The organism is Actinopolymorpha singaporensis (genome assembly GCF_900104745.1).
GTDB lineage: Bacteria > Actinomycetota > Actinomycetes > Propionibacteriales > Actinopolymorphaceae > Actinopolymorpha > Actinopolymorpha singaporensis.
On the sequence record NZ_LT629732.1, the window covers coordinates 3,478,516 to 3,496,696 of the forward strand.

An 18,181-nucleotide genomic window follows, 5' to 3' on the forward strand; every position below is an offset into this window, starting at 1 on the left:
GCGGGTCCCCTACCAGGTGGCCACCGCGGCGGAGGCGATCTCTTCGCGGAACTCCTGCGCCACCTGCTGCGAACGCCGGGCGAGCAGGAGTACACCACCGGCGACCAGGGCCATCATGACCCCCTGCAGCGCGGTGACCACCGGCCCGCTCGCGATGTCCTCACCGAGCCAGGTGGCGCCGAAGGCGACCGCCACGATCGGGTCGCCGATGGTGATGACCGCGGACGCCAGCGCACCGATCAGCCCGCTCTGGAAGGCGTTCTGGTTGAGCAGGAAGCCGGCCACGCCGATGACGGCGACGCCGTACAACTGCCACTTCGACCAGACCGTGCCGAGGTTGGACAGGTCGACGGTGGAGGCGAGTTCGCGGACCAGCCCGGCGGTGACGCCGTAGCAGACAGCGGTGGCGATCGCCAAGGGCATCACACGCAGGTCGCTGTGGACGAGCGCGGCCGCCACGAGACACGCCGCGACGAGCCCGACCAGCACCATGCCGAGCGGTACGACGGCGGAGGAGCCCCTGGGGTGGGTCTCCTCGCTCGGCGATGCCAGCAGCAGGAAACCGGTCAGGCCCGCGATCGCCACCAGTGCTCCCAGCATCAGCCGGGCGTCGGGCAACTGATGGCGCATCGCGTAGGCGAAACCGATGTAGAACAACGTGCCGGTGACCAGCAGCGGCTGCACCAGCGCGAGCGGCGCGAAGTGCAGGGCGACCACCTGCAGGGCGAAGCCGCCGGCCGCGAAGATCACTCCCGCACGGAACGCGCTCATCTGGATGAGGTCGAGCAGCAGCCGCGGACGCAGCGCGCCGCGTTGTGGTGCCTGCCGCGCGGAGTGGTGCTGGAGCACACCGGCGGCGCCGTAGGCCGCCGCCCCCGCCAACGCACACAGAACACCGACGAGAGTACCCATCTCAGCCGGCAGCCCCCACCGCGACGGAGGGTTCGCGTGGTGTCTCGGCGGCTGCCATGAAGCTGGTGCGAAAGGCGTCCTTGACAACCCTGCGCTCGACCCCCAGGCCGCGGTCGAGGAGTACTCCCACACCGGCCACTGTGCCGGACCTGACCACCCCGACGGTCAGCGGCACGCCGGAGGCGAGCGGAAGAACCGGGCACACGGCGCGCACGTCGGCGCCGGCGAACGTCCGTGGTCCCCGTGCGCCGGGCATGTAGGAAACGATCGTGTTGAAGAAGTGCCGGTTGTAGGTCGCTCGCGCGAAGCCGCGGTGCAGCGGGTGGGGAAGTTGCCCGGCCGCCCACATCACCATCGCCGCCGCCACCGCCTCGCCCTGCCGGTCGTGCAGGCGGGTGCCGGCGCGGATCCTCGCGGTTCGCCCTGAAAGGGTGAGCGGTCCGGTGGGGAGGTCGACGGCAAGCGCGCCGGTCCAGTTTCCGGAGATCCGGTCGAGTTTCGGCGGCCGCATCGCCACCGGAAACATCGCCCGCAGCGGCCGGCCGGGCGTGAGCAGACCGGCTGGGCGGAGCAGCCGGTCGAGCGCGTCGGCCACCAGCGCCAGAACCGCCTCGTGCGGCAGGGCGTCGCAGGCGGTGGCGAGGTCGCGGATCCGCTTCCACGGCACCTCCACGGTGACCAGGTCCCGTTGCCCGGTCGGGGTCACGTGGTTGAGGGGATGACGCGGCGCGAGGCCCTTGCCCGCCAGCCGTCCGGCACCCCGCAGGACATGACCCGCACCGACCCGCGCCATACGCCGGCGACCAGCGGGTCGACGTTCGGTCAGCCCGTCGCCCGGCAGCGGGTCCATGAGCCGGTCGAGCAGGCCGAGTGCGGAGATGCCGTCGCCCTGGGCGTGGTGCAGCTTGACCGCGAAGGTGCTCCGGCCGTCGGCCTGGCCGGTCACCTGCAGGCCCCGCCAGGCGGGTGCGTCCGGCGGCATCCGGCGGGACCAGAAGTCGCTGACGGCTGCGCTGACGTCCTCCTCGCCCGCGCCCCCTCCCAGCCGCTGCTCCTCGACGTGGCTCCGGGCGTCGACCGAGTCCCGCAACAGCCAGCCCAGCGGGCGGCGTACGAGGACGCGGCGCATCGGCGGCAGGCCGCTCGCCCGGGCCTGCATGGTCCGGCGCACGTCCGCGGCGGTGACCGCCCGGCCGCCGGGCAGCGGGGCGAGGTCGAGGACCGCGCCCAACTCCTGGGCGTACGGCCCGGTCTCGACATGGGCGAAGAACGAATCCGGCGCCCGCATCGGCCAGGTCCGCTCCGCAAGGGCGGCTTGACGCGCAGGCGTGGAGAGAGTGGAGTCGGCCGGCCGGGGCGCCACGAGCGCGTGCAGGCCCGAGTCGAGGTCGTACCGCTCAAGGTGGCGCAACGTCGCGGAACGGAGTCTTCGCAGCGGCTCCCGTTCCTCCAGCACCGACCGTACGTACGACTGGAGCATCGCGAGGTCGGGGCACAGGTCGGTGAGACCCGCGACCACCATCAGGTTGGCGTTCGCCACGCCGTGCGCGGCGATCGGGGAGGTCGTCACCACCGGCAGCGCGCTGGCCATTCCCTCCAGCGCGGTCGCCCCGCCCGCGTTGGTCACCAGGAGGTCCGCCGCCCGCATGAGAGTGGGCATCTGGTCGGTCCAGCCGAGGGGAAGCAGCCGCTCCCGGGGCAGGCCGAGCCGTTCGAGGCGTACGCGCGTCTGTTCGTTGCGCCCGCAGGCCACCACGACGCAGACCTTGTCCGAGGCCTCCAGCAGGGCGGCCACCGAGGCGTCCGCGTCGCCGAAGGAGTAGGCGCCGCAGGACAGGAGCACGACGAAGGCGTCCGCCGGGAGATCCAGCAGGCGCCTGGCCTGCGCCTGGTCGCCGGGGGCGAACGCACGTACGACCGGCGGTGCACAGACCTCGACGTTCACGTCGGGTTCCGCGCAGCGGGCGAGAGCCACCGCGGTCTGGTGGACGACGAAGTTTGCGTCGAGTTCGGGGTAGACCCAGAACGGGTGTGGTGCGAAGTCGGAGACCCAGCACGCGGTGTGGACGCCGAGCCCGCGGTGGCGGCGCAGCCAGGCCAGCCCGGAACTGCCGAGCGGGTAGGTGGAGAGCACCAGGTCGGGCTCGAAGCGGTCGATCTCGGTGCGCAGCCGCCGCCCGGCCCAGGAGCCGGTGAACCTCTTGGAAGCCTGGGCGAACCAGCGGTGCCGCCACTCACTGGCGTAGAAGAACTCGTACAGCCAGGGGGTGCGCTCGACGTTCGAGACGTAGATGGAGCGGAACGCCCGGCCCACGCCCGGCCCCATCACGTCCAGCGTGTCGACGCGGTGGCACTCGCTCCCCGGCCACAGCCGCTGCACTGCCTCCTCGAGCGCGTTGGCGGTGGAGTTGTGGCCACCGCCCATGTCGGCCGAGACCAGCAGGACGCGATGGGGGCCCTCATCGGCGTGGGCGCCGACGGAGATGCCGACCCGGGCACCGTTTTGGGCACCGTTTTGGGCACGACCGTTCGAGCGGGCCGGGGGATGGCTCATTGTTGGTGAATACCCATCGAACGTGATCTGCAACACCGTGCCGGTGCCGGCGGTGACATTCCCGTCCGGACCGGGTTGCCGACCGATTTCTGTCGTTGCGAATTGCGGCGGCCGGTGCGGGTAGGCCAGCCGTGGTTGGACAGCCAGCCGCGACTGAAGGAGACGGGGGATGTTCTTCCACCGGCAAGAGCTCCAGCACAAGGCCGTTCCGGACCAGCCCGACGCCGTCCACGCCCGCAAGCTGCAGAAGATCTTCGGTGGCCAGTACGGCGAGATCACAGTGGCCACGCAGTACGTTCGGCCACGTCGAGCTGCTCGCCACCATGATCGCCCAGCTGCTGGAGAAGGCGCCGGTCGGAGTCACCGACGACGCGCTGCATAGGCCGCGTTGAAGAAGGACAAGAAGAACACACCGTAGGCGCCGACCCGGCGTTTGCATCAGCTGGGTCGACGGAGGGTAAGGGCGAGTGATCGTGCTCGCCGGCGAAGGGTGGGGGGTCCAGAAGCGCGGCTCCCCACCCCTTGTTGCGTCAAGCGGGTCTTGCCCCGGGCTGGACGCCGCGTGTGTCAGGCGGTGGAACGGCGGCGAGCGGCGGGGTCATGCACTGGAATGACCGACGTGGAAGTGCTCGCTGTACCAACTCCTGGCCTGTTCGAGGGCGTCCTTGCCGAGCCAGGCGACGGGTTCGACGTCGGTGAGCAGGGGTTCGTCGTCCGGGCCCCGGCCGACGACCTTGCCGGTCAGGATCCAGCCGGTACGACTGGCTGCGCGTTCGGCGAGGTGGGCGTACTGGCAGATCTGCCGGGCGAGCCAGTCGGTCAGTGGCCGCGTCCACCACCTCGGCGGGTCGAGGCGGTTCACCGACAGCCCGGGAAGCGGAAGGCCGCTCTCGTAGTCGACGCTCGCCTGCGCCGCATCGGCCTCGGGCCCCTCGGAGAACCGCACGAAGAGACCCTGGTGCCGATACACGAGGCGGGTCAGCTCGTCGAGGTCCTCCACTACCTGCATGTCCGTCGCGCCCCTTCCGGCCGCCCGGTCGTGATTCGTCTTCGTTTCCGTACCGCCACGGCGAGGGTGTAAACGGAACTCGGTGTGGTCGAACGGGCGGGGTGCTTACCTGTCGGCGCGCAGGCGGCGTGCCACCAGGACCATGACGGCGGCGGCCCGCAACGCCGAACGCGCCCGGTGGCGGCGTCGCCGACGTTGCCTGTGAACCTTGACCGCCGTCTCCGGGTAGGCCTTGCGGGCGCTCTCCTCCGCCTCGGAGGGGCTGTCGAAGGTACGGAAGCTCACCAACGTGGTCTCCGCCTCGTCGGCCCGCTGCGTCCAGTGCCAGCGCCAGTATCCGTCGGGCTGCTGGTAGACCTCCACCCGGGCTCGGGGCCCGCTCCCGTTCACGAGTCCCCTTCCGGCGACTGCTGGGCCGGTGCGGTGGCCGAGCGCGACAACTCGCGGTCGGCGGCAGCCACCGCGGGTGCTCTCGCGGGCGCAATCCGCTCCTCCCGCTCACCGTCCTCCTCAGACGGCTCCTTGCCGGCGTGCGCGACGTCCTCGCGGCTGAGCGACAGCAGGCCCTCCGCGTCGCTGCGCCGCAAGGAGCGGGTGAGGAGGTACGCCAGCGTGCCGGTGACCAGCGGCAGGCCGAGCGTCACCGCACGCAGGGTCGCCCGGACCGTTCCGATGGGCGCACCGGTCCACTGCACGATCAGCTCCTGTGAACCCGCCACCAGCAGCATGGCGTAGAACGTCAGCGCCATGACGCCGATCGCGGTGCGGACCGGGAAGTCCCGCGGCCGGCCGGCGATGTGGTGCGCGGCCCGGTCCCCGGTGAACCTGCGTTCGATCACCGGCCAGAAGTAGAGGGCCACGAACGTCAGCAGCGGGAACAGCGCGCCGGCCCAGAACTGCGTGGGTATCAGGTGCCCGAAGACGAAGAGGTCGGCGGGCGGGAACAGCCGGAGCCCGCCCTCGACCCACAGGATGTACCAGTCGGCCACCGACGGAGAGGTGATGGTCGCCGCGTCGAAGTCGCCCCACACCCAGACGGGGTTGATCTGGGCGATGCCGCCGGCCACGAAGACCACCGCCGCCACCGCGCACAGCAGCGCGAACGACCGGAGCGCGTAGCTCGGCCACACCCGTGACCCGACGACGTTGGAGTCGCGGCGGCCCGGACCGGAGAAGTGACTGTGCTTCTGCTTGATCAGGATCGCCATGTGCACGGCGAGCAGGCCGGCGATCAGAGCGGGCACGAGGAAGATGTGCAGGGCGTAGAGGCGTTCGAGGATGTAGTCCCCGGGAAACTCTCCGCCGAAGACGAGGAACGTGAGCCACGCGCCCACCACCGGCACCGACAACGAGATCGAGTTGAAGATGTGCAGGCCGGTTCCCGACAGCAGGTCGTCGGGCAGGGAGTAGCCGGCGAAGCCGTTGAAGATCGCCAGGATCAGCATGGTCAGGCCGACCGCCCAGTTGATCCCGCGCGGCTTGCGGAACATACCGGTGAAGAAGATCCGGCACATGTGCAGGACGATCGCGCCGACGAAGATGTGCGCCGCCCAGTGGTGTGCCTGGCGCAGCAGCAGGCCCCCGCGAACGTCCCAGCTGAGCTCGACCGTCGACACGAACGCGGCGGACTTCGGGAGGCCGTGCATCGGTGGGTACTCACCGTGGTAGATGCGCAGGGAGCTGCCCGGCTCGAAGAACAACGCGAGGTAGACCCCGGTGGCCACCAGGATGATGAAGCTGTACATCGCGATCTCACCGAGCATGAACGACCAGTGGTCCGGGAAAATCTTCGCCAACGCCTTGCGGGCCATGGGCGCGATCTCGAGTCGCTCGTCGAGCCGGCGCAGCAGCCGGCTCTCCTTCTTGCGTACGGGTTGGGGTTTCAGGCTCACGTCGGCAACCCCCACCATCCGGCCCCGACCGGGCCGCTGAAGTCTCCGGTGGCGACCAGGTAGCCGTCCGCGTCCAATCCGAGCGGGAGCTGCGGCAGCGGGCGGGCTGCCGGGCCCTCGATGGGAACGGCTCCGCGGAGGACGTCGAAGAGCGAGTGGTGGCACGGGCACATGAGCTGGCGGTAGTCCGCGGCGTACAGGCCGACCGGGCAGCCGGCATGCGTGCACAGCTTGGAGTATCCGACGACGCCGTCCACGACCCAGTTCTCGCGTCCGGCGGGCAGTTGCAGTGACGCGGGCTCCACGCGTACCAGCACCGTGGTCGTGTCGGGGTGTACGCGACTGCTGACGCCGGCGGGAAAGACGGTCTTGACACTGTCGTAGGTGAGGTCCCCGGGCCGGATGCGCTTGCCGTCCTCGTCGACCAGCGGGAGCCCCTTGCTCCACGGAGTGTGTTCGAGGATCGCGTCCGGACTCCCGCCCTCCTTGGGAAACAGCGATCTCAGCGGGAACAGCACCGCGCCGCCGATCGCCGCCAGGGTCAGGCCGAGCATCGACCACAGGACACGGGAGCGGGGGACCGGCTGGCTGGTGAGCGCCTCCTGGAACGCCTCGAACTGCTGCGGCGGCGACGGGCCGACCGCGCGCTCCTCGACGTACTGCGGCTCGCGTACCTCGATCCTCTTCGACCAGATCGCCAGACCGGCCGCGAGGAACGCGAAGGCGCCGCCGAGCGACAGGCCGAACGCGACGTTGCCGAGGTTGAGGACGTACGACACGGCGAACCCGACCGCGCCCAGCACGGCCAGGCCGAAACACACCAGGACGCCGGCGGGCGGGGCGGGTTCCCTGCGCATCACTTCGGTGCCTTCTTTCCGAGGAGTCGGATGACGATCAGCAGGACGGGCAGCAGCACGAGCAGGACGACGAACATCTCCGCGATCGGGCCGAACTGGTCGAGCCCGTTGCCGCCGATCACCTGCTCCGAGCCGAGCGTTCCGACGTACGTCACGATGTCGTTCAGCTGTTTGTCGTCGAGGTCGGTGCGGTTGAACTCCGGCATCGGCCCGGGCCCGATCCGCATCGCCTCGGCGACCTGTTCGGGACGGGTGCTCCACAGCTTCGGGGCCAGCCAGCCGTCCGTGGTGATCATGCCGGTCCCGGAGGAGGAGTGGCACGGGGCGCAGTTCTGCAGGAAGAGCGTCCTGCCCTTGGCGGCGTCACCGGTCGCCAGCCGGGGAAGCGGTTCGCCCGGTCCGAGGCTCCCGACGTAGGCGACCAGCGCCGAGATGGTCTTCGAGGGGTACTCCGGGGCGCTGGGCACGGGTCGCTCGCCGGGCCGGTCGAGCGGCATCCGGCCGGTCCGCAGGTAGAAGTCGGCGGCGGCCGGTCCGACGCCCTTCAACGTGGGCCCGTTGTTCGTACCCCCGCCGTCCACGCCGTGGCACCACGCGCAGTCGCGGAGATAGACCCGGCGCCCGGTCGGGTCCGGCGCGTCGGAGCCCCTGGCGGACGACGCTGCACCTGCCTGGGCCGACGTGCCGGCGGCACCCGCCTGCCGGCCGGCGACGGCAACCGTGGCCACGACCGCCGCGACGGCCAGCAGGGCGAGGACGAGTGCCGTCTGCGCCACGGCCGCACGGCGCGGCCTGCTTCGGGTTCGGCTGCTGCTCCTCATCTCACCTCAGTGTGTAGAGATAGGCGGCGATGTCCTCGGCGTCCTGACGGGTGACGTTCAGGTCGGGCATGGCGGTACCCGGCTCCACCTCCTGGGGGTCCTGGATCCAGTGCACGAGGTTGGGCGGCTTGTTGGTCAGCTCACCCGCGATGTAGCTGCGTTCTGCCCAGCTGATCAGTGGGGGACCGACCAGGCCGTCCGCCTGGCGTACCCCGGGCACCGTGTGGCAGGTCCCGCAGCCGTAGCTGTTGATGAGCTGGGCACCGCGCTCGGGTACGCCGTTCTGCATCTGCCGGGCAGGCGAACCGGAGGTCTCCGGCGTCGCACAGCTGGCGAACGCGAGGGCGCCGGCGAGGACGAGGCCACCGACCAGGTGCCCGGGTCGCAACCGTCTCATCGCGCCGGCCCGCCGACCTGTGGGATCCACGTCCAGCCGCCTCCGATCGTCCGGTGGGGTACTTGGAGTGCTTCGAGTGCGGCGCGCGCCGCCGCCCGGCCCGTCACGAGCACGGTTTCAGGAGCAGGAGGGCGATGCCGGAGCCGGTGAGGATCGCCACCGACAACAGGTTGAACGCGATACCGAGGACGAGCAGGAAGCGCACCCGTCCCCGGGTGAGAACGTCGTCCTCCAGGCGTTCCGCCCGGCGCCGCAACACCAGGCACGTCACCAGTGCGGCAACGGCGACCAGCCACATCACCCCGGTGACCGTCCACACGGTGAGGGAGACCCGCGTTCCGGGGACCCCGTTGTGCTGGAGGAGGGTCCCGGCCGGTCCGCTGCGGATGCAGCCGACCTCCTCGAAGCCCCAGCCGACGAACAGCTGCACGAACCACGCGACCACCCCGCCGAACACGCCGAACCACAGCAGCAGCGGGTGGATGCGGGGCTGCCTGTCCGTGCCCTCCGGTGAGATGTCGCTGTCGACCGTCATCGTGGCCCTCACAGGTAGGGGGAGATGTAGACCGTGCAGTACACCGCTACCGCGACGACCGCGAGGAAGTACCAGTACAACGACACGATGCCGACCGGCTCGGGCCGGCGCCGGCCGATCCGGCCGACGCTCGCGCTCAGCAGGAGGACGACGATCATGCCGATGCCGCCCATCACGTGCAGCCCGTGCAGGCCGGTGAGGGTGTAGAACAACGAGCCGTAGGTGTCCTTGGAGATCGTGGAGTCCGGCCACTCCGACACGTAGTCCAGGCCCTGCAGGACGACGAACGCCGTACCGCTCAGCGCGACGACGAGCATCGTGAGCCACAGCAGGCCCCGGGCGCCCCGGCGAGCGGCGCGGACGGCGGCGGCCATCGGAACCGTGCTCAGGACGAGAATCCCGGTCTGGATGGACGGGAGGACCAGGTCCGGAAGCGTGTCGCCCTTCGGCGGCCACGGCCCGCCGTGCACGAAGCGCAGGTAGAAGTAGCTCGCCACGAACGCCCCGAAGGTCGCCGACTCGGTGGCGATGAACAGCACCATCCCCCACCAGCCGGTGGTCCGGCCGACCGGGGCCTCCGGCGCCTGCACCGCTCCCCGGCGGACGCCGCGTCCGGTAGGCGTGTCGACAGTCGTCATCGGACCCTCACTCCTCCACCCCGGGTCGGTGCCACAGCCACCAGGCGACGACCAGCAGCATCGCCCCGAACGCGACGACGGCGCCGATGTAGAACGCCAGCAGGAGCAGTACGACCGTCGCGGTGAGCAGCAGCGCCACGAGAATCGGGATCGCGGTGTCGGACGGCATCGGCATCACCCCCTCGAACCTCGCGTCGAGTTCGGTGGTGCGCAGCGTCTCGTGCTTCTCGGTCATCGTGCGCTGGTCGTCGTGGCGGAGTTCCTCCATCGAACGCAGCGTCTGGTTGTCCCACAGCGGGTCGAGGCTGTGCACGGTCGGGATGACCGGGAAGTTGTACGGCTGCGGGGGAGAGGACGTCGCCCACTCCAGCGTGTTGGACCCCCACGGGTCGTCCGGTGCCTTCTCCCCGCGCAGGTAGCTGTGCAGCAGCACGCCCAGGGTGAGCAGGAACCCGACGGCGAGGACGTACCCCCCGATCGTGGAGACGAGGTTGTACGGCGTCCAGCCCAGGCCCGGCTCGTAGGTGTAGATGCGCCGCGGCATCCCGAGCAGCCCGGCGATGTGCATCGGGAAGAAGGTGAGGTTGAACCCGACGAACACCCACACGAAGCTCCAGATGCTCGCCTTGCGGTGGGTCATCCGCCCGGTGAACTTCGGCCACCAGTAGAACCACCCGGCGAGCATCGGCATCACCGCTCCGCCGAACAGCACGTAGTGGAAGTGGGCCACCACGAAGTAGGAGTCGGTGACCTGCTGGTCGAAGGGCACGACCGCGAACATCACCCCGGTCACGCCGCCCAGGACGAACGTGACGATGAACCCGATCGCGTACAGCATCGGCGTCGTCAGCACCACCCGGCCGCGCCACATCGTCGCCAGCCAGGCGAACATCTGGATCCCTGCGGGCAGGCTGATGGTGAGCGTCGCCGCGGAGAAGAAGCTCAACGACACCTGTGACAGCCCGACCGCGAACATGTGGTGCACCCACACACCGAAGGAGATGATGCCGGTCGCGACGGTCGCGATCACCACCAGCGGGTACGCCGCGATCGGCCGGCGGGAGAACGTCGGGATCACCGAGGAGATGATCCCCATCGCGGGCAGCACGATGATGTAGACGTCGGGGTGGCCGAACAGCCAGAACAGGTGCTGCCACAGGATCGTGTCGCCGCCCTTGGCCGGGTCGAAGAAGTGCGTGCCGAACCGCCGGTCGGAGAACAACATGCCGTTGGCGAGGTCCAGCGGCGGCAGCGCGAAGATCAGCATGAACGACTGGGTGACGACGGCCCAGACGAACACCGGGACGCGGTTCAGCGACATGCCGGGCGCCCGCATCTTCAGGGCCGTGACGATGAGGTTGATCGAGCCGACGGTGGTGGAGATCGCGAGGAAGAGCAGGCCGAGGGTGTAGAAGTCCAGGTGCAGCCCTGGGAGGTACTCGCTGGTCGTCAGCGGCACGTAGGCGAACCACCCGCCGTTCGGGGCGAGCCCGAGCGGGAGGCTGACGAACATGAACAGCCCGGAGAACAGGAAGATCCAGTAGCTCAGGGCGTTCAGCCGCGGGAACGCCATGTCGCGGGTGCCGACCATCAGCGGCAGGAACAGGTTGCCGAAACCGGAGTTCATCGGCGTCGCGAAGAAGAAGATCATCGCGGTGCCGTGCAGGCTGAACAGCTGGTTGTAGAGCGCCGGGTCGACCAGCCTGTTCTCCGGCGTACCCAGCTGGGTACGCATGATCATCGCCTGGATGCCCGCGAGCAGGAAGAAGAACGCCGCGGTCACGAGGTAGCGCCGGCCGATGCGCTTGTGGTTGACGGTGCTGAGGAAGCCGATGAACCCCGGTTCCTCCGCCCACACCTTCCGCAGCTTGCCGCCGACCGCGTCCTCGGCCACGGCGCGTTCGGGAAGGGTGCCGGTGAGCGCGCCGGTCGCCGTGGACCCCGCCGTCGTGTCTGCCGTCGCCATCGCGGATCTACTCCAGACTCTGCAGGTAGGTCACGACCGCTTTCAGGTCACGCGGTGACAGCGGCTGCGGCGGCATCTTGTTGCCCGGCTTGACGGTCTGGGAGTTCGCGACCCAGCCGGCCATGTGGCCGAAGTCGTTCGGAATCGCCCCTCCTGCGAGCCTCTCGCGGCTGCCCACATGGGTGAGGTCCGGGCCGAGCTTGCCGTTCGCGGAAGTGCCGCGGAGGGTGTGGCAGGTCGCGCACGAGGAGGTGGTGACAACCCGCTCACCCTGACGCCGCGTCGCGCTCGTCGCCGCGCGGACTCCCTCGCTCTGCGTCGCGAGCCACCGGCGGAACTTCGCCTCGGGTTCGGCGACCACCGAGAACGCCATGTGCGCGTGTTCGAGTCCGCAGTACTCCGCGCACTGCCCGCGGTAGGTGCCCGCCTTGTCCGCCGAGATCCAGGTGCGGTTGACGCGGTTCGGCAGCAGGTCCATCTTCGGCATCAGCTGGGGCACCCAGAAGCTGTGGATCACGTCGGCACTGCGCAGCTGCAGGCGTACGGGCTTTCCGACCGGGATGTGGATCTCGTTCGCGGTGACCGCTGTCGTACCCGCGTAGCGGACCTCCCACCACCACTGGTGGCCGGTCACCTCCACTGTCAGTTTGGGAGCGGTCTTCGGCTGGGAGTCGGCGGCGATGCTGCCGACGCTCAGCGCGAACGTCGCGGCCAGCACGATTGCGGGAACGACCACACCGAACGCGATGACGAAGCCGCGTGCCTCGCCCGTGCGCACCTTGTCCGTCCTCCGCCGGAAGATCGCGGCGAACACCGCCATGGCGATCACCACGACGCAGAAGAAGAGCGCGACGGCGAAGAGGATCCACCAGCTCCAGGCGACCTGGCCGGCCTTCTGCCCGAACGGCGACAGGGCCGAGGGACTTCGGCCGTCGCAGGCGGACACCGACGAGACGAGGAGGAGGCCACTTACCAGGACGGCCGCACGTCGGTGCCTTCGCAACGTGGTCCTCCCAGACAGGGTCGAGGTGGTTGCTGGCCAGGGGAGTACCACCTTGATCCGGTTGTAAACGCCTCTGGGAGCGATCCGCCCGAAATCCGTGGCCGGGAAGGCGAATGAAATCCGCGTCTGCGGGTAGCCGACATTGACCCACGGACGGAGTTCGGCGCCGAGCACAGGAGGAGGGGCGAATGGAACGCTCCCACGACACGCCGCGGCCGGTACGGGCGCACCGACGGACGCGGCTCGGGGCGGTGGCGGTGACCACAGCGGTGGCCGCGACCGTACTGTCGCTGGTCGCCGCACCGCCCGACGCCATCCAGGGACAGGCCCAGCGGCTGATGTACGTCCACGTGCCGGCCGCCTGGACGGCGTTCCTGATGTTCTTCGTGGTGGCCGCCGCCAGCGCGATGGTGCTCACCCGGGGCGGGCGGCGGTGGGACGCCCTGGCACGTGCGTGTGCCGAGCTCGGCGTCGGGATGACCGCCCTCGCGATCGCCGAGGGCAGCATGTGGGGCCACTCCGCCTGGGGCACCTGGTGGACCTGGGACCCCCGCCTGGTGACCACCGCCTTGATGTTGGTGCTCTACGCCGGCTACCTCGCGGTGCGCGGCCTGCCGGGCGAACCCGTGCGGAGGGCGCGCCGGTCCGCGGTGCTCGGACTGGCCGCGTTCGCCGTGGTCCCGCTGGTGCACTTCTCCGTGCTGTGGTTCCGCACCATCCACCAGCCGCCGACGCTGCTGCGGCCTGAGGTGTCCGCCCCGCCGATCGAGCCGCTGATGCTGGCCGCGCTGCTGACCTCGGTCCTCGCGTTCACCACGACGGCGCTGTGGTTCGTGCGCCGCCGGGTCCCGGCGCTCGTCGAAGGGCCTGCCGAGATGCCCGCGGCTCCGGTCGCGGAGCGGGGGCGGGACGCCGCACCCCCTGCACCCGCTGCACCCGCTGCCGTCTCGCCCGCCGCGGACGTCGTTCCCGCCGCGCCCGTGCCCGCGGGGGCAGGTGAGCCGACGTGAGCGGCTGGGTCCTGGTCGCGTGCGGTTACGCGGTGGCCGCGGCCGTCTGGGCGTTCTACGTCGTGCTCGGCGGACGGACCCGGCGGAGCAGGCGGTGAGCCGGCTCGGCGGCTGGCGACGGCCCGGGCGTGGGCGGCTCGCGCTGCTCGGCCTGGTGCTGGTCGTCGGTGTCGGCGTGGTGGCGGCGAGCGGGTTCGAGGGGACGCTGACGTACTACAAGACGCCGACTGAGGTGGCCACCCAACCGGCCCTGCGCGACCAGCACCTGCGGGTCGGAGGCCTGGTCGTCAAGGGCACCCTGAGCGGCAGCGGAAGCGCCGTCAGGTTCGAGTTGACAGACGGCGCCCATGATCTCGACGTGGTGACCGACGGGACGCTGCCGCGCACCTTCCGCGCCGGGCAGGGAGCCGTGGTGGAGGGGCGAGTCGACCCGCACGGGCGCTTCCGCGCCGACCGGGTTCTCGTACGCCACTCCAACCAGTACCGCGCGTCCAACCCGAGCCGGCAGGCCGAAGACCAGTGAGGCAGGTGCACCCTCGGACATGACGGCGTGGTTCGGCACCTTCGCACTCACCCTCGGGTTCTGCTCCGCGCTCGCGTCGGTGGGGCTGTGGGCCTGGGCCGCCGCGACCGGCAGTCCCGACCCGCCGGCCCGGTGGCCGGCGGTCGTCTCGCTGCTCGGCGCCGCGGGCGCGATCGGCGCCGCGGAGTGGGCGCTGCTCTCCCACGACTTCTCCGTCCGCTTCGTCGCCGAGAACGGCAGCCGGGCCACGTCGGCGTACTACACGTTCACCAGTCTGTGGGCCGCGCACGACGGCTCGCTGCTCCTGTGGGTCTTCCTGCTCAGCTGCTTCGTGGCCGTGGTCGCGCTGCGCCGCATGCCCGGGCTCGGCGACCTGCACAGCTGGGCGACCACCGTGCTGTCCGCGGTGGCGGCGTTCTTCTTCGGCCTGGCGCTGTTCACCGGCCACGTCTTCGAGCGGGTGTCGCCGGCGCCCTCGGACGGACCCGGCCCGAACCCGCTGCTCACCGACCACCCGGCGATGGGGATACATCCGCCGCTGCTCTACACCGGCCTGGTCGGGATGGCGGTGCCGTTCGCGTTCGCGGTCGGGGGCCTGATCACCGGCAAGCTCGACCGCCGCTGGCTCGCGGCCGTCCGTGGCTACGCCGTGGTCGCCTGGACGGCGCTCACCGCCGGGATCGTGATGGGCGCCTGGTGGTCCTACGCCGTCCTCGGCTGGGGCGGTTACTGGGCCTGGGACCCGGTGGAGAACTCCTCCCTGCTGCCCTGGCTGGTCGCGACCGCGCTGCTGCACTCCAGCATGGTCCAGCGGCGCCGGCAGGCCCTGCCCGTCTGGAACCTCTCCCTCTCCGTCGCCGCGTTCCTGCTCGCCTGCCTGGGTACGTTCCTCACCCGCTCCGGGGTGACCGCGAGCGTGCACTCGTTCGCCGACTCCGGCGTGGGGCCGGTGCTGCTCGGCTTCCTCGCGGCGCTGGCGGCCGGGGTGGTCGCGCTCGTTCTCCTGCGCGCGGACCGGCTCGGCACCCCACGGCCGGTCGGCGCGCCGCTGTCTCGCGGTTCGGCGATCCTTGCCAACAACGTGGTGCTGGTGGCGCTGACCGTGACCGTGCTGTTCGGGACGGTCTTCCCCCTGCTCGCCGAGTGGACCACCGGTCAGCAGCTGTCGGTGGGGCCGCCGTACTACAACCGGATGGCGGTGCCGATCTGCCTCGTCCTGTTGCTGCTGATGGCGCTCGGCCCGCTCGTTCGCTGGCGTGGTGACGACGCCGGGCGGCTGCTGCGCCGGATGGCCCTTCCGGTCGTCGCCGGCGCGGCGGCGGTGGTCGTGACCGCGCTGACCGCGGGCGGCGGCACGATGACCCTGCTCACGTTCGGCCTGGCAACCCTCGTCGTGGCGAGCGTGGTCGTCGACGTGGTCGGGGACGTACGCCAGACCCGGGCCCGCGCAGGTGCCGGCTGGGTCCGCGCGGTGGGCACCTGGTGGAGCCCGCACCGCCGACGGGCGGCCGGGCTGCTGGTCCACGTGGCGGTGGTGCTCGTCGCCGTCGGCGTCGCGGCCTCCTCGGCGTACACCTCCGCGTCCGAACGCACCCTGCACCCTGGTGAACAGGCCGCCTTCGCCGGGCACCACGTCCGGTTGGAGAAGGTCGACCGCGAGCGGACCGGCGGGGAGATGCGCACCGCCGCCCGGCTGCGGCTGGACGGTGCGGGCGGTGCGGGCGGTGCGGTGATCGCGCCCGCACTGCGGTACTTCCCCGGCCACGACATGACCGTCGCCACCCCGGTGACGGTCAGCGGGCTCGGCGGGGACGTCTACGTCACGCTGCTCTCGGCGGAGGAGTCCGGGAAGTCGGCCACCCTTCGCCTCGCCGTGAACCCGCTGGTCGGCTGGATCTGGGCCGGTGGCACCGTCATGGTGCTCGGCTCGATCCTCGCCGCGTGGCCCAGGCGCAGGCGGCGCCGCGCCCCCGAGGAGGCGGCGCGGGAGAAGGCGCCCGACGCCGGGCCCGAGCCCGAGCCCGAACTCGCGCTGGAAGGAACCGGCAGATGAGGTTCCGGCGCGCGATCATCGCCACGGTCTGCCTGGTCACGCTGGCCGGTGGCGGCGGTCTGCTCGGCTCGGCTCTCACCCGGCCCGGTGCGTCCTCGACCGACTCCTCCGGCGGGGCGGTAGGCTCCCCGCTCGCCGGCCACCCGGCACCGGAGCTGAGCGGCCGTACCCTCGACGGCGGGCACTACCGGCTCCGGCCCGGCGGCGCGAAGGTGACGCTGGTGAACGTCTGGGCCTCCTGGTGCGGACCCTGCCGCAACGAGCTCCCCCTACTGGCCGCGACCGCCCAGCGGTGGAAGCCCAGGGGCGTACGCGTGGTCACCGTCAACACCAAGGACGGCCCGGTGGCGGCGCGCAGCCTGCTGAAGGAGGTGGACGCCACCGGCCTGCTCACGGTGCTCGACCCGTACGGCGACCTCGCCGTTTCCTGGGGCGCCACCGGCATCCCCGAGACGTTCGTCGTCGACCAGGACGGAAAGGTCCGCGCCCGGTGGACCGGGCCGCTGACCAAGGACTGGCTGGACACCCAGCTGGCCAGGTGGGGTTCGGCATGAACAGCCGGCTTCGGGGTCTGCTGCTGGTCGCGGTCGTGGCGGTGGCCGTCGCGGTGGCCGCCGCCGTGGTCGTCGGGCGCAACGCGGCCGAGCAGCCGCTGAGCAGGCAGGTGGACCAGGTGGCCGAGGGGCTTCGCTGCCCGACCTGCAACGGCGAGTCCGTGGCCGCGTCCAACGCGCCCCTGGCCACCAGCATGCGCCGGCAGATCCGGATCCAGCTGCACGCCGGGCGTACGCCGGACCAGGTGCGGGAGTGGTTCGTGTCCCGGTACGGCGACCAGATCCTGTTGGTGCCGCCCGCCCGTGGCATCGGCCTGCTGCTGTGGGTGGTGCCGGCGGCTGCCGTGGTGCTCGGCGCGGGAGCGTGGGTGGCCGCCCAGCGCCGGCGCACGGCGGAGGGTACGGACGCGCCGGACCCGGATGCGCAGGACCCGGACCCGAAGGCCGCCACGGCCCTGTCGCCTCGGCGGGTGGCCGTCGCTTCGGTGGCGTTCCTGGCCGTCGGCGCCGCGGTGCCGGTCACGGTCTGGGCGAGCACTCCGCGCCAGGCCCCGGCCGAGTCCCCGGCGGCGTCCTCGGCCCCGGCAGAACCCCAACTGGGCTTCGAGGACTGGGTGTCGCTGGCGCGGTCGTGGGAGGACCAGCAGAAGTACGACGAGGCGGTGAAGGCGTACCGCGAGGCGCTGAAGCAACGCCCGGACGCCGAGTCGGTGCGCACGCAGCTCGCGTTCGACCTGCTGCGTACGAATCACGCCGGCGAGGCCGGCCGGATGGTGCGGGCGACCGCCGCGAAGTCCGGGCCTGACCGGCCGATGGCCCTGCTTGTCCTCGGACTCGCCCAGCGTCGGCAGAACGACCCGGCGGCGGCGAGCACACTGCGTACCTTTCTGCGGGTGGCACCAAACCACCCGGCCGCCGCCCAGGTACGCCGGCTGCTGAAGGACACCTCGTGACCGCGGCGAGCCGATGGCGGGCTCTCGCGGTGGGTGCCGTCCTGGCCCTCTCCCTGGCGACAGGGGCCTGCGCCTCCGATGACACGGGGATGGGGATGGAGGCGGCGGCCGACCACGCGCCGGCCGACCGTGCGCCCGCGACGGCCCGCTCGGTCCGGGTGGGGCTGACCGAATGGACGATCGTGACGTCGGCGGCGAAGGTGCCCGCGGGGCGCGTGACCTTCCAGGTCACCAACGCCGGAGGGACCGAGCACGACCTCGTGGTGCGCGGCCGGCGCGGTACCCGGCACACAGCGACCCTGGAGCCGGGGGAGCAGGCCAGGTTGACCGTACGCACCGAGGCAGGAGAGACCCTGACGCTGTGGTGCTCCGAGCCCGGGCACAAGGCGCAGGGCATGCGGACGAAACTACCCGTCACCGGCGGCCGCTGAACCCGCCGGCGGCCCGGACGCCGGTGTCGTACCGGAGCGCGTTCGCCCTGTGCACGCAGCGTTTTCACGTCTA

Annotated in this window: 19 protein-coding genes; 7 read left to right on the forward strand and 12 right to left on the reverse strand. The window is 71.2% G+C overall.

Going from position 1 to position 18,181, the window contains the following annotated elements:
* Positions 1–9: 9 nt before the first annotated feature.
* The gene (locus BLU27_RS15885; protein WP_092654478.1) at positions 10–912 is read right to left on the reverse strand and encodes a DMT family transporter; all 903 of its coding nucleotides are present in this window, start codon (positions 910–912) and stop codon (positions 10–12) included.
* Between the two features lies 1 nt (position 913).
* Positions 914–3,466, reverse strand: a complete 2,553-nt coding sequence (locus BLU27_RS15890; RefSeq protein WP_092654479.1) for an MGDG synthase family glycosyltransferase — start codon at positions 3,464–3,466, stop codon at positions 914–916.
* 169 nt (positions 3,467–3,635) lie between these two features.
* Here BLU27_RS15890 and BLU27_RS31260 point away from each other — a divergent pair, with 169 nt between their 5' ends.
* On the forward strand, positions 3,636–3,848 hold the full coding sequence (locus tag BLU27_RS31260; protein ID WP_241827455.1) for a manganese catalase family protein: 213 nt from the start codon (positions 3,636–3,638) through the stop codon (positions 3,846–3,848).
* A 216-nt stretch (positions 3,849–4,064) separates the two neighbouring features.
* Here the strand turns inward: BLU27_RS31260 and BLU27_RS15900 are convergent, their stop codons facing one another.
* The 10 genes from BLU27_RS15900 to coxB form a co-directional block, all read right to left on the reverse strand.
* Positions 4,065–4,475 (reverse strand): DUF6098 family protein, encoded by a 411-nt coding sequence (locus BLU27_RS15900; RefSeq protein WP_092654480.1) that lies wholly within the window; start codon positions 4,473–4,475, stop codon positions 4,065–4,067.
* 105 nt (positions 4,476–4,580) lie between these two features.
* Entirely contained in the window at positions 4,581–4,865 is a 285-nt protein-coding gene (locus BLU27_RS15905) for a hypothetical protein (protein WP_157728567.1), read from the reverse strand.
* Positions 4,862–6,367: a cytochrome bc1 complex cytochrome b subunit gene (gene qcrB, locus BLU27_RS15910; RefSeq protein WP_197681448.1), complete on the reverse strand. Its 1,506-nt coding sequence runs from the start codon at positions 6,365–6,367 to the stop codon at positions 4,862–4,864. Before qcrB ends, BLU27_RS15905 begins: the two co-directional genes overlap by 4 nt.
* A complete protein-coding gene (locus BLU27_RS15915) occupies positions 6,364–7,224 on the reverse strand; it encodes a QcrA and Rieske domain-containing protein (RefSeq protein ID WP_092654483.1) in 861 nt (286 codons plus the stop codon). The genes qcrB and BLU27_RS15915 overlap by 4 nt, the downstream gene beginning before the upstream one ends.
* Positions 7,224–8,045, reverse strand: coding sequence for a c-type cytochrome (locus tag BLU27_RS15920; protein ID WP_092654484.1), 822 nt, complete (start codon positions 8,043–8,045; stop codon positions 7,224–7,226). Before BLU27_RS15920 ends, BLU27_RS15915 begins: the two co-directional genes overlap by 1 nt.
* Before the next feature lies 1 nt (position 8,046).
* On the reverse strand, positions 8,047–8,472 hold the full coding sequence (locus tag BLU27_RS15925; protein ID WP_197681449.1) for a c-type cytochrome: 426 nt from the start codon (positions 8,470–8,472) through the stop codon (positions 8,047–8,049).
* Positions 8,473–8,545: 73 nt separating this feature from the next.
* Positions 8,546–8,977 (reverse strand): hypothetical protein, encoded by a 432-nt coding sequence (locus BLU27_RS15930; RefSeq protein ID WP_092654486.1) that lies wholly within the window; start codon positions 8,975–8,977, stop codon positions 8,546–8,548.
* An 8-nt stretch (positions 8,978–8,985) separates the two neighbouring features.
* Positions 8,986–9,615: a cytochrome c oxidase subunit 3 gene (locus BLU27_RS15935; protein ID WP_092654487.1), complete on the reverse strand. Its 630-nt coding sequence runs from the start codon at positions 9,613–9,615 to the stop codon at positions 8,986–8,988.
* A gap of 7 nt (positions 9,616–9,622) precedes the next feature.
* Entirely contained in the window at positions 9,623–11,581 is a 1,959-nt protein-coding gene (gene ctaD / locus BLU27_RS15940) for a cytochrome c oxidase subunit I (RefSeq protein ID WP_092654488.1), read from the reverse strand.
* A gap of 7 nt (positions 11,582–11,588) precedes the next feature.
* On the reverse strand, positions 11,589–12,527 hold the full coding sequence (coxB, locus tag BLU27_RS29105) for a cytochrome c oxidase subunit II (RefSeq protein WP_172804963.1): 939 nt from the start codon (positions 12,525–12,527) through the stop codon (positions 11,589–11,591).
* Positions 12,528–12,772: 245 nt separating this feature from the next.
* Between coxB and ccsA the strand changes: the two genes are divergently transcribed.
* The 6 genes from ccsA (at position 12,773) to BLU27_RS15980 (ending at position 18,108) form a co-directional block, all read left to right on the forward strand.
* Positions 12,773–13,594, forward strand: coding sequence for a cytochrome c biogenesis protein CcsA (ccsA, locus tag BLU27_RS15955; RefSeq protein WP_092654490.1), 822 nt, complete (start codon positions 12,773–12,775; stop codon positions 13,592–13,594).
* A 94-nt stretch (positions 13,595–13,688) separates the two neighbouring features.
* Complete coding sequence (locus BLU27_RS15960; protein ID WP_157728569.1) at positions 13,689–14,117, forward strand: cytochrome c maturation protein CcmE; 429 nt, start codon at positions 13,689–13,691, stop codon at positions 14,115–14,117.
* 19 nt (positions 14,118–14,136) lie between these two features.
* A complete protein-coding gene (locus BLU27_RS15965) occupies positions 14,137–16,170 on the forward strand; it encodes a heme lyase CcmF/NrfE family subunit (RefSeq protein ID WP_092654492.1) in 2,034 nt (677 codons plus the stop codon).
* Complete coding sequence (locus BLU27_RS15970) at positions 16,167–16,724, forward strand: TlpA family protein disulfide reductase (RefSeq protein WP_092654493.1); 558 nt, start codon at positions 16,167–16,169, stop codon at positions 16,722–16,724. Before BLU27_RS15965 ends, BLU27_RS15970 begins: the two co-directional genes overlap by 4 nt.
* Complete coding sequence (locus BLU27_RS15975) at positions 16,721–17,677, forward strand: cytochrome c-type biogenesis protein CcmH (RefSeq protein ID WP_157728570.1); 957 nt, start codon at positions 16,721–16,723, stop codon at positions 17,675–17,677. Before BLU27_RS15970 ends, BLU27_RS15975 begins: the two co-directional genes overlap by 4 nt.
* The gene (locus tag BLU27_RS15980) at positions 17,674–18,108 is read left to right on the forward strand and encodes a cupredoxin domain-containing protein (protein ID WP_092654495.1); all 435 of its coding nucleotides are present in this window, start codon (positions 17,674–17,676) and stop codon (positions 18,106–18,108) included. Before BLU27_RS15975 ends, BLU27_RS15980 begins: the two co-directional genes overlap by 4 nt.
* Positions 18,109–18,181 lie beyond the last annotated feature (73 nt).

Bases quoted from the DNA above. Each gene is read 5' to 3' on its own strand.
- BLU27_RS15885 (WP_092654478.1), bottom strand. From the start codon at position 912: ATGGGTACTCTCGTCGGTGTTCTGTGTGCGTTGGCGGGGGCGGCGGCC.
- BLU27_RS15890 (WP_092654479.1), bottom strand. From the start codon at position 3,466: ATGAGCCATCCCCCGGCCCGCTCGAACGGTCGTGCCCAAAACGGTGCC.
- BLU27_RS31260 (WP_241827455.1), top strand. From the start codon at position 3,636: ATGTTCTTCCACCGGCAAGAGCTCCAGCACAAGGCCGTTCCGGACCAG.
- BLU27_RS15900 (WP_092654480.1), bottom strand. From the start codon at position 4,475: ATGCAGGTAGTGGAGGACCTCGACGAGCTGACCCGCCTCGTGTATCGG.
- BLU27_RS15915 (WP_092654483.1), bottom strand. From the start codon at position 7,224: ATGCGCAGGGAACCCGCCCCGCCCGCCGGCGTCCTGGTGTGTTTCGGC.
- BLU27_RS15920 (WP_092654484.1), bottom strand. From the start codon at position 8,045: ATGAGGAGCAGCAGCCGAACCCGAAGCAGGCCGCGCCGTGCGGCCGTG.
- BLU27_RS15930 (WP_092654486.1), bottom strand. From the start codon at position 8,977: ATGACGGTCGACAGCGACATCTCACCGGAGGGCACGGACAGGCAGCCC.
- BLU27_RS15935 (WP_092654487.1), bottom strand. From the start codon at position 9,615: ATGACGACTGTCGACACGCCTACCGGACGCGGCGTCCGCCGGGGAGCG.
- ctaD (WP_092654488.1), bottom strand. From the start codon at position 11,581: ATGGCGACGGCAGACACGACGGCGGGGTCCACGGCGACCGGCGCGCTC.
- ccsA (WP_092654490.1), top strand. From the start codon at position 12,773: ATGGAACGCTCCCACGACACGCCGCGGCCGGTACGGGCGCACCGACGG.
- BLU27_RS15965 (WP_092654492.1), top strand. From the start codon at position 14,137: ATGACGGCGTGGTTCGGCACCTTCGCACTCACCCTCGGGTTCTGCTCC.
- BLU27_RS15970 (WP_092654493.1), top strand. From the start codon at position 16,167: ATGAGGTTCCGGCGCGCGATCATCGCCACGGTCTGCCTGGTCACGCTG.
- BLU27_RS15975 (WP_157728570.1), top strand. From the start codon at position 16,721: ATGAACAGCCGGCTTCGGGGTCTGCTGCTGGTCGCGGTCGTGGCGGTG.